The sequence below is a fragment of the Ideonella paludis genome (assembly GCF_018069865.1).
GTDB lineage: Bacteria > Pseudomonadota > Gammaproteobacteria > Burkholderiales > Burkholderiaceae_C > Ideonella > Ideonella paludis.
In genome coordinates this window covers 231,755-246,207 of sequence record NZ_JAGQDG010000002.1, presented here as the reverse complement: position 1 = coordinate 246,207, position 14,453 = coordinate 231,755, and the positions used below count along the sequence as shown (strand labels likewise).

Sequence of the window (14,453 nt, the reverse complement as noted above, 5' to 3'; positions counted from 1 at the left end):
CTGAATGACGCACACCTTGCCCCCGCTGCCCTTTGGCCTGGATGACTTGGCACCCCACATGAGCCGCGAGACCTTGGAATACCACCATGGCAAGCATCACAACGCTTATGTGACCAATTTGAACAACCTGATTCCAGGGACAGAGTTTGAGAACGCCTCGCTGGAGGACATCGTTCGCAAGTCATCGGGTGGCGTCTACAACAATGCCGCTCAGATCTGGAATCACACCTTCTTCTGGAACTGCTTGAAGGCTGGTGGCGGCGGTGAGCCCACCGGTGCTTTGGCCGCGGCCATCAATGCCAAGTGGGGTTCTTACGCCGCCTTCAAGGAAGCCTTCACCAAGAGTGCTGTGGGCAACTTTGGCTCCGCCTGGACATGGCTGGTCAAGAAGGCCGACGGCAGCGTGGACATCGTGAACATGGGCGCTGCCGGCACGCCCTTGACCACCGGCGACAAGGCCTTGTTGACGATTGATGTGTGGGAGCACGCTTACTACATCGATCACCGCAATCTGCGCCCACGTTTTGTGGAGACCTTCTTTGCGAACTTGGTGAACTGGTCGTTTGCCGAGGCTAATTTCGCCTGAATCTCCGGCGATTGAACGCCGTGTGGCTGGAGGCCACCTGGGGTCAACCTGACCTCAGGTGGCCTTTATGCTTTGGTAACCTCGGGTCTGGAGTTGAGACGTTCGTGGGACAAGGTTGATTTATGCGCATCCTGCTGGTTGAAGACGATCCTGCGCTGAGCATGGGTGTGACGCGAGGCCTGAGCCAGGAAGGCTGGCAGGTTGACGGGCTGAGTGATGGCGAGCAAGCCATGTCCGCGGGGCTCCTGGGCCACTACGATCTGTGCATTCTTGATTTAGGCTTACCGCGCCGGGACGGCATGGAAGTGCTGCGCCATTGGCGCTCCAAGGGTGCGCGCATGCCGGTCCTGCTGCTGACGGCACGAGATGAATTGCGCGATCGGGTCCAAGGCCTGGATGCGGGCGCCGATGACTATCTGGTCAAGCCATTTGATTTGCCGGAATTGCTGGCCCGCATCCGGGCGCTGAAGCGACGCAGCGAAGGTCGCATCGAGGAATGCCTGGTATTGGGTGAGTTGCGCCTGGATGTCGCACACCGGGAACTCCTCCACCACGGCGAGCGCGTGGCCTTGAGCCCACGGGAGCTGGCTTTGACCGAGATGCTGATGCAAAAAGGCGGCCGCGTCGTCTCCAAGGAGTCCATCGTCACCAAGTTATCGAGCTGGGAGGCAGACTTCAGCGAGAACTCTGTGGAGGTCTACGTCCATCGCCTTCGAAAGCGATTTGCCGACTTGGGCGTGGTCATTCGCACCGTACGCGGTTTTGGCTACGTCATGGAGACGGCTGATACGGCACCTACCGGCGACGGGCAGCCTGAGGCATCGTGAGGGCCCCAGTGCACGGCGCCAGTGTCCGCAGTCAACTGCTGTGGCCACTGCTGTGGGTCTGGGTGCTGGGCTTGGCGGCGGCTGTCTTGGGGGCTTATTGGCTGGCTCGCAACAGCGCAAACTCTGCCTTTGACCGAGGATTGCAAGACGAGGCCACAGCATTGGCCGCCAAGGTCACGTGGTCGGATCGGGGGCCTTTGCTGGACTTGAGCCGGCAGACCATGGAGCTGCTGACCTGGGACGGCGAGGATCGCAACGGGTTCGTGATGGTCGATGCAGATGGCAACGCTCTAGCCGGGGACGCCACCGTGCCGATCCCACCGGCCAGCGTTCGCCGCAGCAGTTTCGCGCAGCCCTTGCTCTTCGATGCGAGCTTTGACGGTGAGCCGGTGCGCGGGGTGGTGTTTTCGGTGACCTCTCCCATGCTGGACCGCGCCGTGGCGGTCGTGGTGGTGGAGACGACAAGGCGCCGTACCGAGTTGATGCGGGACATCCAACTCTCCATCGTGCTGCCGGCGCTGGGATTGGGCTTGGTCAGTCTGCTGCTGATCAACTGGGGTATCCGCCGAGGACTGCAGGCCCTGAAGGATGTGGCGCAAGAAGTGTCACGACGGGACGCTCAAGATTGGCGGCCTTTGTCATTGACGCAGGTTCCCAAAGAGGCGGTGCCCCTGATTGAGCGCATCAACACCTTGCTGGTGGACATGGAGCAGTCGAGTTTGTTGCAGCGCCGCTTTGTGGCCGATGCAGCGCATCAATTGCGCACGCCGGTGGCGGGCATTCGCGTGTTGTCACAGGCACTGAGCCAAGAGTTGGCCGTTGCCTTGCCGCCGGCCGGGCAAGCGGCACCAGAGTGGCAAGCGTTGCTGGTGCAACTGGGGCATTCCACAGACCATTTGTCGCGTCTGATTGGCCAATTGCTGAGCCTGGCGCGCTCAGAGACGGCGCTGTCTGTCGATGCGGAACAGGAAACCCTCGACCTGGTGCCCTTGGTCCGCGAGTCCGCTGAGCCCATGGTCCTGAGGAGTTTGAGGGAAGGGCGCAGCATTGTGCTTGAGGCACCCGATCAACCGGTTTTTGCCAGGGCCCACGCACTTTGGCTGGGCGAGGTGGTCGTCAACTTGCTGGATAACGCTTTGCGCTACGGCGGCGAACACATTGCCGTTCGCATCGCGGCCAGCCCCGGTGGGGGAGGCACCATCACGGTGGAGGATGACGGGCCAGGTGTAACGGCAGACCAGCTTCCGAGGCTGTTTGAGCCGTTCTGGCGCGGCGAGCGGGCTGACTTGCGCAACGACAGTGGCACGGGCTTGGGCTTGGCCATTGCCCGTGAGATCGTCCTGAGGCTGGGGGGGCAACTGCATGCCAGCAGCCGCCCCGAGGTCGACGGGATGCGCTTTGTGATTGAGCTGGCGGCTTGACTCGCTATCAGCCCGTTCAGCGGAACAGCGGGCCTTTGAGCTTAAACCCGGCCTTGATGCCACGCTTGGCGAACCAACCTTGGTTCATTTCCAGCACAAAGCGAACGGGCTTGGTGGAGCAGTGCGAGGTTTCGGTTTGCGGCTGCATGTCTTCGATGTTGACGATCGTGCCGTCATCCGCCACAAAAGCAGTCGATAACGGTAAGTAGGTGTTTCGCATCCAGAAGCACTGCGTGGCGGGCTCGTCGAATACAAAAACCATGCCCTCGTGGGTGGCCATCTGCTTGCGGAACATCAGACCGATCTCGCGCTCACGCGGCGTCTTTGCCACCTCCGCAACGATGTTATGCATGCCCGCCTGGAGGTTCACTTTGGCCTCTAAGCGCTGCGCTTGGCCTTGAGCCTGAGCGAAAAGCGCCGTGAAGACCAATGTTGCCGGCACCAAAATGGTGCGAAACAGTTGTTTCTTGATCAATGTCATGTCGTAAACCCGAAGATGCGGATAGATTGCCGAACGTTTCGCCGCACTTGACGGGCGACACACTCGCATGACCGCCACTGTAGCCGCCTCCCACCCCCATGCTCTGGATGTGCTTGACGACCCCGTCGAGCAGCAGCGCTTTACCCGTTGGGTTGAGCGTGCCGATGGCTCGCGTGTGGCGGATTCTGCATTCGCATTGTCTGGCATGGTCTGTGCCGCCTGCGCGGGACAGATCGAAGCCGCATTGCACCAGGTAGATGGTGTGCTGGAAGCGCGGGTCAGTGCCTCAGCCCATTCGGCACAGGTCCGCTGGGACCCGGCCCGGACCGCGCCGTCGGCGTTGGTCTTAGCGGTTCGAGGTGCCGGCTACGACGCGGTGCCGGATACCGCAGCCTCTGCGCGCGAGTTGCGTCGCAATGAGCGCCGAAAGGCACTGTGGCGCCTGTTCGTGGCCAGTTTTTGCGCCATGCAGGTCATGATGTTCGCGACGCCCAGCTATGTGGCCGAAGGCGCTGAGCTGGCGGATGACATGCGGCAGCTGCTTAACTGGGGGAGTTGGCTGGTGTCCTTGCCAGTCATGCTCTTCTCCGCCGGCCCTTTTTTGCGCGGCGCCTGGCACAGCCTCAAGAATCGCAAGATCGGCATGGACGTGCCCGTCAGCCTCGGCATTGTGGTGACCTTTGTGGCCAGCAGTGGCGCCACGTTTTCACCCGGCGGCGTGTTTGGCCACGAGGTTTATTTTGATTCGCTCACCATGTTTGTGAGCTTTCTGCTGGGTGGTCGCTTTGTGGAGCTGATGGCACGCCATCGCGCAGCTGAGTCCTTGGAAGCTGCATTGGCGGCCATGCCGGAGTCGGCTTGCCGGCTGCTGGAGGATGGCTCGGAAGAGCAGGTCAGCCTTCATCGCTTGCGGCCGGGTGATCGCGTCCGTGTCGCGATGGGCGCTGCCTTCCCAGCGGACGGCCATCTTGAAGTGGGGGCGACCGAGGCGGATGAGTCTGTGCTCACGGGTGAGTCCAGGCCGCTGCCCAAGCGGGTGGGGGATGACTTGGTCGGGGGCAGCGTCAACCTTGCCAGCCCGGTGATCATGCGTGTTGAACGTGTCGGTGCAGAGACTCGCTTCGAGGCCATTGTGGCCATGATGCGCGACGCGCTGACGCAGCGCCCTGCCATGGCACGCTGGGCAGACGCATGGGCCGGGCCGTTCCTTTGGGTGGTGTTGGTTTTGGCCGCTGGGGCGGCGGCGGTGTGGTCGGTGATTGACCCTTCGCGTGCCGTTTGGGTAGCGGTCGCGGTGTTGATCGTCACATGCCCTTGCGCCTTGTCTCTGGCGGCACCGGCGGCCATCGTCGCAGCCGCCGGCCATTTGGCGCGCCGTGGCGTGATGGTCCAAAGGCTTGATGCGCTCGAGGCAATGTCCAGGCTCGACCGATTGTTCCTCGACAAGACGGGTACGTTGACAGAGGACAAGCCGAGCCGTGGCGCTGTGTTTGTGGCGGCTGATGGCTCTATCGAGCACCTCGGGCCTCTGGCCAGTGCCTTGGCCAAATGGTCGTCTCATCCGTTGTCGAAAGCTTTGGCGGAAGACTCGGCCTGGTCTGGACAGGCTGCTGCCGTGGTTTGGCGTGATGTGGCAGAAGTTGCGGGCCAAGGCCTGCAAGCATCCGATGAGCACGATCATGCTTGGCGCCTAGGTTCCTTCTCCTGGGTGGCCCCAGGTGCGGCGCGGCCCGGTTGGGCCCAAGCGCACGATGGGTTGGAAGTATGGTTGGGGCGAGAGCTGCAGGGCACTTGGCAGGCCCTGGCCTGCATCACCTATGACGAGCAAATGCGGCCCGACGCTGCAGCCGCGGTGGCTGCCTTGCAGCATGCAGGTATCGCCTTGACCCTGTTGAGCGGCGATCGCCCTGAGCGCGCCCACAGGCTCTCGCAGCAATTGGGCATCGCCGATGTGGTGGCGGCCGCAAGGCCCGAGGACAAAGTGGCGGCGGTGGCCTCTGCGCAGGCCAAAGGCGAGCGGGTCGGCATGCTGGGCGATGGCGTCAACGATGCGCCTGTGCTGGCGCTGGCCGATGTGTCGTTGGCGATGGGGCAGGGGGCTTTGGTCTCGCGTGTCCATGCCGATGCGGTGGTGGTTTCAAACCGCTTGTCTGATGTTGTGTGGGCGTATCGTCTCTCGCACAAGGCTGTGCGCATCGTTCGGCAAAACCTGATCTGGGCGGCCACCTACAACATGGTCTGCATCCCCTTGGCGCTGATGGGCTACCTCCCCCCGTGGGCCGCAGGATTGGGCATGGCTTTGAGCTCTCTGGCCGTGATAGGAAATGCGCTGAGGCTGTCCTATACCCCATTGAGCAAGGCGGCCTGATGGACATTCTGTTTTTACTCATCCCTTTATCTGCCGTATTGATCCTCGCGATCATCGGCGTGTTCGGCTGGGCGCTGAATAAGGGGCAGTTTGACGATTTGGAGCGAGAAGGTGAGCGAATCCTGCAACAGGAGCCGCCTTCGGTTGACGCCGATCAAGCGTGACGTCAGTCAATTCCAAAACAATCTGGTTAGCGTTAGGAAATCTCTTGGAGAAGGAGGCCTTTAATGGCAAGCAGTTCAACACCGGTTCAACAACCGGTCTATTACGACACCGTGGTCCGGCTGTTTTCAGTCGCTGCGGTGGTCTACGGCATCGTCGGGATGCTGGTGGGTGTCATCATTGCAGCACAACTGGCTTGGCCAGAGCTTAACTTTGGCATTCCCTACCTCACCTACGGCCGTCTGCGCCCACTGCACACCAATGCAGTGATTTTTGCGTTCGGTGGCTGCGTGTTGTTCGCCACCAGCTATCACGTCGTTCAGCGCACATGCCAGACGCGCTTGTTCGCACCGGGCTTGGCCATGTTCACCTTCCTCGGGTGGAATCTGGTCATTCTGTTGGCGGTCATTACCCTGCCTTTGGGCATGACCTCCGGCAAAGAATACGCGGAGTTGGAATGGCCCATTGACTTGCTGATTGCGGTCGTTTGGGTGTCCTACGCCGTGGTCTTTTTCGGCACGGTGGGTACGCGCAAGATCCGCCACATTTATGTGGCCAACTGGTTCTTCGGCGCCTTCATCCTGACCGTCGCCCTGCTGCACATCGTCAACAGTGCCGCCATCCCCGTCTCGCTGACCAAGAGCTACTCGGCCTATGCCGGTGTTCAAGATGCGATGGTGCAATGGTGGTATGGCCACAATGCCGTGGGCTTCTTCCTGACGGCTGGTTTCTTGGGCATCATGTATTACTACATCCCCAAGCAAGCCGAGCGCCCGGTGTACTCCTATCGCCTGTCGATCGTGCACTTCTGGGCGTTGATCTTCACCTACATGTGGGCGGGTCCTCACCACCTGCACTACACCGCCTTGCCGGACTGGACGCAATCGGTGGGCATGATCTTCTCGCTGGTGCTTTTGGCGCCAAGCTGGGGCGGCATGATCAACGGCATCATGACCTTGTCGGGCGCATGGCACAAGCTGCGTGACGATCCGATCTTGAAGTTCCTGATCGTCTCGCTGTCCTTCTATGGCATGTCGACCTTCGAAGGCCCGATGATGTCCATCAAGACGGTGAACGCCCTGTCGCACTACACCGACTGGACCGTGGGCCACGTGCACTCGGGCGCTCTGGGTTGGGTGGGCATGGTGTCGATTGGTGCGCTCTATCACCTGATCCCACGCATGTTTGGTCGCAAGGCCATGTTCAGCACTCGTGCCATCGAACTGCACTTCTGGCTGGCCACCATCGGCATCGTGCTCTATATCGCTGCGATGTGGATCGCCGGTGTGATGCAGGGTCTGATGTGGCGTGCGGTCAATCCGGATGGAACGCTGGTCTACAGCTTTGTTGAAAGCGTCAAGGCGACCTATCCGTTCTATGTGATCCGCGTCTTGGGTGGTGTGTTGTACCTGACCGGCATGCTCATCATGCTGTGGAACGTCATCCAGACCATCCGTAACGGCAAGGCCGCGCCCGTCGCTGTGCCGGCTGTCCTGGCGCACGCCTGAGTCAAGAAGAAGGAGTAGCTCCATGGCTCAACACAAAGATACCGGTCACCAGAAGATTGAAACCAATAACTTCTTGATGATCGTCCTGATTTTGATCACGGTGGCCTTTGGTGGCCTGGTCGAAATCGTTCCTCTGTTCTTCCAGCGCTCTACCACGCAAGCCGTGGAAGGTCTCAAGCCCTACACGCCGCTGCAGTTGGCGGGTCGCGACATCTACATTCGCGAGGGCTGCTATGGCTGCCATTCGCAGATGGTGCGTCCTTTCCGCGCTGAGACTCTGCGTTACGGCCCGCACTCGGTCGCTGGTGAGTTCGTCTATGACCACCCCTTCCAGTGGGGTTCGAAGCGCACAGGTCCTGACCTGCATCGCGTCGGCGGTCGCTACAGCGACGAGTGGCACCGCGTTCACCTGAACAACCCGCGCGACGTGGTGCCGGAGTCCAATATGCCGGCTTACCCCTGGCTGCTGACGAACACCGTGAACCCTGGCGACATGGCTCCGAAGCTGAAGGCACTGCGCGCGATTGGCGTGCCGTACTCCGACGAGGAGATCGCGAAGGCTGGTGATGATGTCAAGGGCAAGACCGAAATGGATGCCGTCATTGCTTACCTGCAGGTGCTGGGCACCGCTCGCAAGTAATCAGGAGTGACGCCATGGAATTCGATGTCAACACAGCCCGCAGCATCGTCACGGTAGTGTCGTTTGCGCTTTTCGTTGGCCTGATGGTTTGGGTGTATCGCGGACATCGCAAGTCAGCCTTTGATGAAGCGGCCCAACTGCCCTTCGCGGCGGACGATGACTTCCCTGGCGACAAGTCCAACAGTCAATGATGCAAGAAGTGCAGGGGTCTCTCTCGAGAGCCCTGCACTTGCACAGGAGTGAATCATGAGTGATTTCTTTAGCAACGGCTGGTCGCTGTATGTGGCCGGTATCGTGATCGGCGGTCTGCTTTTCTGTTTGGCGATGCTGATCATCGCCAGCAAGCGAACCGTGATGGCCAATGACAACACAACAGGCCATGTCTGGGATGAAGACCTGAAAGAGATGAACAACCCGCTGCCACGCTGGTGGATGGGTTTGTTCGTGATCACGGTGGTCTTTGCCGGCGTGTATTTGGCGATCTATCCAGGCCTCGGTTCCAACGCAGGCACACTGAAGTGGAGCGCTGTGGGCCAGTTGGAAGCTGAGCAGGCCAAAGCCCGTCAGGCCATGGAGTCGGTTTACGCTGAGTTTGCCAACAAGACGCCAGAACAACTGGGCAAGGATGCCAAGGCCATGGCCATTGGTGAACGCCTGTTCGTCAACAACTGCGCTCAGTGCCACGGTGCCGATGCACGCGGCAGCAAGTCCTTCCCCAATCTGGCAGACGCCGATTGGTTGGGTGGCTCGGGTGCAGAGTACATCCACAAGACGATCGCAGAAGGCCGCACCGGTGTGATGCCTCCGATGGGCGCAGCCGTCGGGTCTGCCGACGATGTCAAGAACGTGGCTAACTATGTGTTGAGCTTGTCCAACAGCCCCCATAACTCGGTGGCCGCTCAATTGGGCAAAGCCAAGTTTGGGGCCTGTGCGGCTTGCCACGGTGCGACGGGTGCGGGCAACCCTGCATTGGGCGCGCCCAACCTCACCGATAAGGTGTGGCTGCACGGTTGGGGCGAAGCCGCGATCATCAAGATGATCAATGAAGGCAAAACCAATGTGATGCCGGCACAAGGTGCTCGCTTCACGCCAGAACAGATGAAGGTCTTGACCGCCTATGTTCTGAATTTGTCCCAGCGCACGGCCCCTGCTGCGCAGTAAGCTAAATTAGTCTGCATGAGCGATCAGTCAACCTCTCCCTCACCGAACAATGCGGCGGTGCAAGCCCCAGACGAAGACAGTGTGGGGGCGGTTGTCTCGCTCTATCAAAAGCAGAAAAAGATCTACACCCGGGCCGTCAGCGGTTGGTTTTCGACTTGGCGCTGGGCTTTGGTGTGGATCACGCAGGTCGTTTTCTACGGTCTGCCGTGGCTGACCTGGAATGAACGCCAAGCCGTTCTTTTTGACCTTGTTTCCAGGCGCTTCTATATCTTCGGTCTGGTCCTCTATCCGCAGGACCTGATCTACCTCTCTGCACTGCTGATGATTTCAGCCTACGGGCTGTTTTTGTTCACGGCAGTGGCCGGCCGCCTGTGGTGTGGCTATGCCTGTCCCCAAACGGTCTACACCGAAATCTTCATGTGGTTTGAGCACCGCATCGAAGGTGATCGGGCGGAGCGGATGCGGCGCGATGCAGGCCCCTGGACCTTGGAGCGTTTCTGGCGCAAGTCCGCAACGCAGGCGGTCTGGGTGCTGTTTGCGCTTTGGACAGGCTTCACCTTTGTCGGCTATTTCACGCCGATCAAGGTCTTGGCTGCGCAAGCGATGTCCCTGGGATTTGGCCCCTGGGAGTGGTTCTGGATTCTCTTTTACTCGTTTGCCACCTATGGCAATGCAGGCTATATGCGAGAGCAGGTCTGCAAGTACATGTGTCCGTATGCACGCTTTCAAAGCGTCATGTTCGACAAAGACACCTTGATCATCAGCTACGACGAGGCTCGGGGCGAGCCGCGTGGTTCGCGGTCGAAAAAGGCTGATCCCGCGTCGCTGGGCTTAGGCTCTTGCATTGATTGCGGGCTTTGTGTGCAGGTTTGTCCCACCGGGATTGATATCCGCAAGGGCCTGCAATACGAGTGCATTGGTTGTGCGGCCTGTATCGATGTGTGCGACGGCATCATGGACAAAATGGGCTATGCACCCGGGCTTGTTCGCTATGCCACGCAAAACGGCTTGACGAATAAGTTCGACCGCAAGCAGATGATTCAGCGCATCTTGCGGCCTCGTGTGTTGGTCTATACAGCGATCTTGTTGGTGATCTGCACCTTGTTCGCGGTCAGCTTGTTCACCCGAGCGCCATTCCGCGTTGATGTGGTGCGTGATCGTTCGACCCTGGCGCGGATTGTCGAGGACGGCAAAGTCGAAAACGTCTACCGCCTGCAGATCATGAATGCCGCAGAGAAAGCGCAAAGCTATCGGATCAAGGTAACCGGCATTGACGGCATCACCGTGCCCTCCAATGCGGTGGTGGAGGTTCAGGCTGCCGAAGCGAGATGGGTCACCGTCGGGGCGCAGATCCCGTTTGAGGCCGGCCAGCAAGTGGGGCCTGGCGCCCACGTGATTCACTTCGAGGTGGAGCGTCAATCGTCCGACGCCTCCGAAGCGCCGGTGAAGATTCAGGAAAAGTCTACGTTCATGGTGCCGCGCTGAGTGGCGGCGCTTTAGGAGTCCAACAATGTCCTCAGAGATTACCCCGGTTGTGCCCAAGGGCAATGAGAGTGAAAGTCAGCAACCATGGTGGCGTTATCGCATGGTTTGGTTGGTGATTGGCGGTCCTTTGGCCGTGGTCATTGCCAGCATTGCGACCGCTGTGGTGGCCATCCGTGGTGCAGACCCGGTTCTGACGCCAGCGGAGATGGCCGCGGGGTCCAAGCCGTCTACAGCGGGTGCATTGGCGCCTGCGGTCCAAGCTCGGAACCACGCAGCCACGCCAAAACCCTGACGTCAGCAGCCCTGTGCCTGACCTCTTTACTGAAAGCCTAGCGTCATGAGCACCCCCACGACTTTCACTGTTCGGGCTTTGTGCATTCTTTGGCCTTCGTTCTTGATGGCCGGTGTGCTTGAGATGCTGGTGTTTTCAGTGGTGGACCCCAGCAGCTTGCAGTGGTTTGGCGGGGCACCCGTGGAATGGTCGGCCAGCGCTGTCTACACAGTCGCATTTTTCGTGTTTTGGGCGGTGATCTCCACCGCAGGTGCGCTGACCCAAATGCTGGTCACCACGCCCTCTGAAGGCGACCACACGCCTGTGCGCCGAAGTGCGCCGCGCTGGCCGAGTTGAGGCGCATTCGGCCCTGAGTCCGCGGACGGGCTCAAGGCGCCACCGTGGCCTCAACAGGTGGAGCCTGCTCCATTGATCAATTGCTGCAGCCCTTCTTGATTCAAGATCCGAATCTGACGCTGCTTCACCTCAAGCAGACCTTCATCCTGGAACTTAGAAAAGGTTCTGCTGACGGTTTCCAACTTCAATCCCAAGTAACTGCCGATCTCTTCGCGAGTCATGCGAAGAATGAGCGAGGACGAAGAGAATCCACGTGCCTGTAGGCGTTGAGTGAGATTGAGCAAAAACGCTGCCAAGCGCTCTTCAGCACGCATGCTGCCCAGCAACAGCATCACGCCATGATCCCGCACAATCTCCCGGCTCATGATTTTGTGGAACTGATGCTGCAGGTCGGTGAATTCGCGCGATAGTGTTTCGAGCTGGTTGTATTGAATGACGCAGACCTGGGAGTCTTCGAGGGCAACAGCATCGCAAGAGTGGCGATCGGCGCTGATCCCATCGAGGCCCAAGAGCTCGCCGGCCATCTGGAACCCCGTGACTTGATCCCGTCCGTCCTCTGAAGACACACAAGTTTTGAAAAAGCCGGTTCGAACAGCATAGAGCGATTCAAAGGCGTCGCCGGCTCGAAACAATGTGTCGCCGCGCGCCACGCTCCGACGGGTGGAGACGAGGGCGTCAAGCCGTTCCAGATCTGGCCGATCCAGTCCAACGGGGAGGCAGAGCTCCCGTAAGTTGCAGCTTGAACAGGCGACTTTGAACGCGTCCGTCTTCAGGGGAGTTGATGCTTCGGTCATGCTGAGGATTATGGCGCTGACGGCTCATTCCTCAGAATGCAGCCTTGATTGCGATGGGGAGTTTGGGTCTTGAGCCAAGGCCGAATTCTTTCGGGCCACTTGCGATTGAGCCTTGAGGCAGATCAAGCCCTCAGCGTAGTGTTTTGGCACGATGGCGAAATGGAATCCATCGTCACGGATCGCGGCGCCGACGCCGACACCCAACTGCCCGTCAACCTGCTGCGTCGGTTTGATGTTCCCGGCCCGCGCTACACCTCCTATCCCACGGCTGATCGCTTCGTTGAGGCGTTTGGCGAGGCTGATTACTTGCAGGCCTTGCAGCAGCGCGCCCAGGGGGCCACCGTTGGAGGTCGCAAGCCCTTGTCGGTCTATGTGCACATTCCGTTCTGCGAATCGGTGTGCTACTACTGCGCCTGCAACAAGGTGATCACCAAGCATCACGAGCGCGGGGCTGAGTACATCGAAGCGCTGGAGTCTGAAATTGAACTCCATCGGCAAGCGCTGGATGAGCACCCGCTGGTTTCGCAATTGCATTTTGGGGGGGGCTCTCCCACTTTTCTCAGTGACGAGGAATTGCGCCGCGTGATGGCCTCGCTGGGGGCAGCTTTCCGCTTAGCGCCCGGCGCCGAAGTGTCGATTGAGGTTGATCCTCGGACCGCCAATGTCGAGCGATTGGCCGCACTCAGAAGCATGGGTTTCAATCGGATCAGCTTCGGGGTACAGGACCTGGATCCCGACGTCCAAAAAGCGGTTCATCGGGTGCAGTCGTTTGAGAGCATCCAGACGCTGATGGTCGAGGCTCGGGCTTTGGGTTTTGAGTCCATCAATGTTGATTTGATCTATGGCTTGCCCCTGCAGACCCCAGAAGGGTTTGCAAAGACCATTGCACGGATTGGCGATCTGCGGCCAGACCGCATTGCGCTTTATGCGTATGCCCATTTGCCCAGCCGATTCAAGCCCCAGCGGCGGATTGATGCTGGGCAATTGCCGCCTCCTGAGAACCGCGTTGCGATGTTGCAGGGGGCCATCTCGGGCTTCTTGGCACAAGGCTATGTCTACATCGGCATGGATCACTTTGCATTGCCTGAAGACAGCTTGGCCGCCGCCAAGCGTCAAGGGCGCCTGCATCGCAACTTTCAGGGCTACAGCACCCACGCAGACTGCGACCTGATTGGGCTGGGCGTGTCGTCCATCGGGAGGATGGGGGCTACGTACAGTCAGAACGCGAAGACGCTGCCAGAGTATTACGATGCGGTTCGGCAAGGCCGCTTCCCTGTTGTGCGAGGACTGGCGCTCACTCGGGATGATCTGCTGCGTCGGGCCGTCATCATGGCCTTGATGTGTCAGGGGCGCTTGGAGTACGAGTCTGTGGAATTGGCGCACTTGATCAAAGTGCCTGAGTACTTCAAATCAGAGTTGGCACAGCTCACACCCTTTATTGAGATGGGCTTGGTGCTGATGGAGCCCGGCGCTGTGCAAATCACAGCCCAAGGGTGGTTCTTCGTGCGCGCCATCGCCATGCTTTTTGACAAGCATTTGCAGGCGGACCGCGTTCGGGAGAAGTTTTCGCGCATCATTTAGGGGTGACAGTCACTCTCATCCTCAGCGCCCTGTTCATGGGCTTGGCCGGCTCGCTTCACTGTGTGGTGATGTGCGGCCCAGCCAGTGCAGCCGTGGTGCAGGCCTGCGGCGCAGGGCGGCCTTCGGTATGGGGTGGCTTCCATCTTGGCCGGGTGGCTGGCTATGCAGCCGCAGGGGCGGTGGCCGCGGGCAGTGTGGCCCTGCTGGCGCAGCTCAGCCAATGGAGCCCGGCGCTGCGCCCTTTGTGGACCTTGGCGCACATGGCGGGTTTGGGCTTAGGGCTTTGGCTGCTGTGGCGGGGTGAGCAACCCACCTGGCTGGACCGATCGGGACGGTCGGGCTCAGAAGGCCTGCAGGGTCATGCGCCGGGTTGGAAGCCGGTCGTGGGGCCGCTCAAGGCCGGTGCGGCTGGTTTGGTCTGGTTTGCCTGGCCTTGCGGGCTGCTGCAGTCAGCGTTGCTGGTCGCTGCGCTGGCCAACGGGCCAGCGGGCGGCGGGGCCGTCATGGCGGCGTTTGCCCTGGGGTCTTCACCGGCGCTCGGCTTAGGCCCCCATCTTTGGCGCAAGCTCGCCTCAGGTCATCCTCACGGCGATTTCGGAGTGCGTCTGCAGCGTGGCCTGACCCGATTCGCTGGAGCACTTTTGGCGGGTTCTTCCGCTTGGGCGCTGGGTCATGGCCTGTGGGCTCAGATTTGGGCCTTCTGCGTATCGTGATGCGGCAAAAGCTCGCCGCAGACGCTCAACCGAAAAGCACAAAGCGCAAGCCGCACCCTCAGCCTGATGGCTTGGCCAAGCGCCTGAAGCCCTCGCCC

Annotated in this window: 15 protein-coding genes; 13 read left to right on the top strand and 2 right to left on the bottom strand. The window is 60.1% G+C overall.

Annotated elements, in window-relative coordinates; all coding sequences use genetic code 11:
* Positions 1 to 4: 4 nt before the first annotated feature.
* From KAK11_RS05595 to KAK11_RS05585, 3 genes are all read left to right on the top strand, one after another.
* Entirely contained in the window at positions 5 to 586 is a 582-nt protein-coding gene (locus KAK11_RS05595; RefSeq protein ID WP_210807097.1) for a superoxide dismutase, read from the top strand.
* Positions 587 to 708: 122 nt separating this feature from the next.
* Positions 709 to 1,413: a response regulator gene (locus KAK11_RS05590; protein ID WP_210807091.1), complete on the top strand. Its 705-nt coding sequence runs from the start codon at positions 709 to 711 to the stop codon at positions 1,411 to 1,413.
* On the top strand, positions 1,410 to 2,834 hold the full coding sequence (locus tag KAK11_RS05585) for a sensor histidine kinase (protein ID WP_210807089.1): 1,425 nt from the start codon (positions 1,410 to 1,412) through the stop codon (positions 2,832 to 2,834). The genes KAK11_RS05590 and KAK11_RS05585 overlap by 4 nt, the downstream gene beginning before the upstream one ends.
* A gap of 16 nt (positions 2,835 to 2,850) precedes the next feature.
* On the opposite strand, the gene KAK11_RS05580 is transcribed toward KAK11_RS05585, so the two are convergent.
* Positions 2,851 to 3,315, bottom strand: coding sequence for a DUF192 domain-containing protein (locus KAK11_RS05580; protein ID WP_210807938.1), 465 nt, complete (start codon positions 3,313 to 3,315; stop codon positions 2,851 to 2,853).
* 67 nt (positions 3,316 to 3,382) lie between these two features.
* On the opposite strand from KAK11_RS05580, the gene KAK11_RS05575 reads away from it, so the two are divergent.
* From KAK11_RS05575 to KAK11_RS05540, 8 genes are all read left to right on the top strand, one after another.
* Complete coding sequence (locus KAK11_RS05575; protein WP_210807087.1) at positions 3,383 to 5,683, top strand: heavy metal translocating P-type ATPase; 2,301 nt, start codon at positions 3,383 to 3,385, stop codon at positions 5,681 to 5,683.
* A complete protein-coding gene (gene ccoS / locus KAK11_RS05570) occupies positions 5,683 to 5,847 on the top strand; it encodes a cbb3-type cytochrome oxidase assembly protein CcoS (RefSeq protein WP_210807085.1) in 165 nt (54 codons plus the stop codon). Before KAK11_RS05575 ends, ccoS begins: the two co-directional genes overlap by 1 nt.
* 63 nt (positions 5,848 to 5,910) lie before the next feature.
* Positions 5,911 to 7,353 carry a cytochrome-c oxidase, cbb3-type subunit I gene (gene ccoN / locus KAK11_RS05565; protein ID WP_210807083.1) on the top strand — a complete coding sequence of 481 codons (1,443 nt, stop codon included), beginning with the start codon at positions 5,911 to 5,913 and terminating at the stop codon, positions 7,351 to 7,353.
* A gap of 22 nt (positions 7,354 to 7,375) precedes the next feature.
* Positions 7,376 to 7,993, top strand: a complete 618-nt coding sequence (ccoO, locus tag KAK11_RS05560) for a cytochrome-c oxidase, cbb3-type subunit II (RefSeq protein ID WP_210807081.1) — start codon at positions 7,376 to 7,378, stop codon at positions 7,991 to 7,993.
* A 14-nt stretch (positions 7,994 to 8,007) separates the two neighbouring features.
* The gene (locus tag KAK11_RS05555) at positions 8,008 to 8,184 is read left to right on the top strand and encodes a cbb3-type cytochrome oxidase subunit 3 (RefSeq protein ID WP_210807079.1); all 177 of its coding nucleotides are present in this window, start codon (positions 8,008 to 8,010) and stop codon (positions 8,182 to 8,184) included.
* A gap of 55 nt (positions 8,185 to 8,239) precedes the next feature.
* Positions 8,240 to 9,154: a cytochrome-c oxidase, cbb3-type subunit III gene (gene ccoP, locus KAK11_RS05550; RefSeq protein ID WP_210807077.1), complete on the top strand. Its 915-nt coding sequence runs from the start codon at positions 8,240 to 8,242 to the stop codon at positions 9,152 to 9,154.
* Positions 9,155 to 9,169: 15 nt separating this feature from the next.
* Entirely contained in the window at positions 9,170 to 10,639 is a 1,470-nt protein-coding gene (gene ccoG, locus KAK11_RS05545; RefSeq protein WP_210807075.1) for a cytochrome c oxidase accessory protein CcoG, read from the top strand.
* A 337-nt stretch (positions 10,640 to 10,976) separates the two neighbouring features.
* Positions 10,977 to 11,267 (top strand): hypothetical protein, encoded by a 291-nt coding sequence (locus KAK11_RS05540; RefSeq protein WP_210807073.1) that lies wholly within the window; start codon positions 10,977 to 10,979, stop codon positions 11,265 to 11,267.
* Positions 11,268 to 11,317: 50 nt separating this feature from the next.
* Here KAK11_RS05540 and fnr read toward each other — a convergent pair whose 3' ends face one another.
* Entirely contained in the window at positions 11,318 to 12,061 is a 744-nt protein-coding gene (gene fnr / locus KAK11_RS05535; RefSeq protein WP_210807071.1) for a fumarate/nitrate reduction transcriptional regulator Fnr, read from the bottom strand.
* A gap of 159 nt (positions 12,062 to 12,220) precedes the next feature.
* Here fnr and hemN point away from each other — a divergent pair, with 159 nt between their 5' ends.
* Positions 12,221 to 13,642, top strand: coding sequence for an oxygen-independent coproporphyrinogen III oxidase (gene hemN, locus KAK11_RS05530; RefSeq protein WP_210807069.1), 1,422 nt, complete (start codon positions 12,221 to 12,223; stop codon positions 13,640 to 13,642).
* A 2-nt stretch (positions 13,643 to 13,644) separates the two neighbouring features.
* Entirely contained in the window at positions 13,645 to 14,355 is a 711-nt protein-coding gene (locus KAK11_RS05525; RefSeq protein WP_210807067.1) for a sulfite exporter TauE/SafE family protein, read from the top strand.
* The last annotated feature ends 98 nt before the right edge of the window (positions 14,356 to 14,453 follow it).

Bases quoted from the DNA above. Each gene is read 5' to 3' on its own strand.
- ccoG (WP_210807075.1), top strand. From the start codon at position 9,170: ATGAGCGATCAGTCAACCTCTCCCTCACCGAACAATGCGGCGGTGCAA.
- KAK11_RS05580 (WP_210807938.1), bottom strand. From the start codon at position 3,315: ATGACATTGATCAAGAAACAACTGTTTCGCACCATTTTGGTGCCGGCA.
- fnr (WP_210807071.1), bottom strand. From the start codon at position 12,061: ATGACCGAAGCATCAACTCCCCTGAAGACGGACGCGTTCAAAGTCGCC.
- KAK11_RS05575 (WP_210807087.1), top strand. From the start codon at position 3,383: ATGACCGCCACTGTAGCCGCCTCCCACCCCCATGCTCTGGATGTGCTT.
- KAK11_RS05590 (WP_210807091.1), top strand. From the start codon at position 709: ATGCGCATCCTGCTGGTTGAAGACGATCCTGCGCTGAGCATGGGTGTG.
- KAK11_RS05555 (WP_210807079.1), top strand. From the start codon at position 8,008: ATGGAATTCGATGTCAACACAGCCCGCAGCATCGTCACGGTAGTGTCG.
- ccoN (WP_210807083.1), top strand. From the start codon at position 5,911: ATGGCAAGCAGTTCAACACCGGTTCAACAACCGGTCTATTACGACACC.
- ccoP (WP_210807077.1), top strand. From the start codon at position 8,240: ATGAGTGATTTCTTTAGCAACGGCTGGTCGCTGTATGTGGCCGGTATC.
- KAK11_RS05540 (WP_210807073.1), top strand. From the start codon at position 10,977: ATGAGCACCCCCACGACTTTCACTGTTCGGGCTTTGTGCATTCTTTGG.
- ccoO (WP_210807081.1), top strand. From the start codon at position 7,376: ATGGCTCAACACAAAGATACCGGTCACCAGAAGATTGAAACCAATAAC.
- KAK11_RS05595 (WP_210807097.1), top strand. From the start codon at position 5: ATGACGCACACCTTGCCCCCGCTGCCCTTTGGCCTGGATGACTTGGCA.
- hemN (WP_210807069.1), top strand. From the start codon at position 12,221: ATGGAATCCATCGTCACGGATCGCGGCGCCGACGCCGACACCCAACTG.
- ccoS (WP_210807085.1), top strand. From the start codon at position 5,683: ATGGACATTCTGTTTTTACTCATCCCTTTATCTGCCGTATTGATCCTC.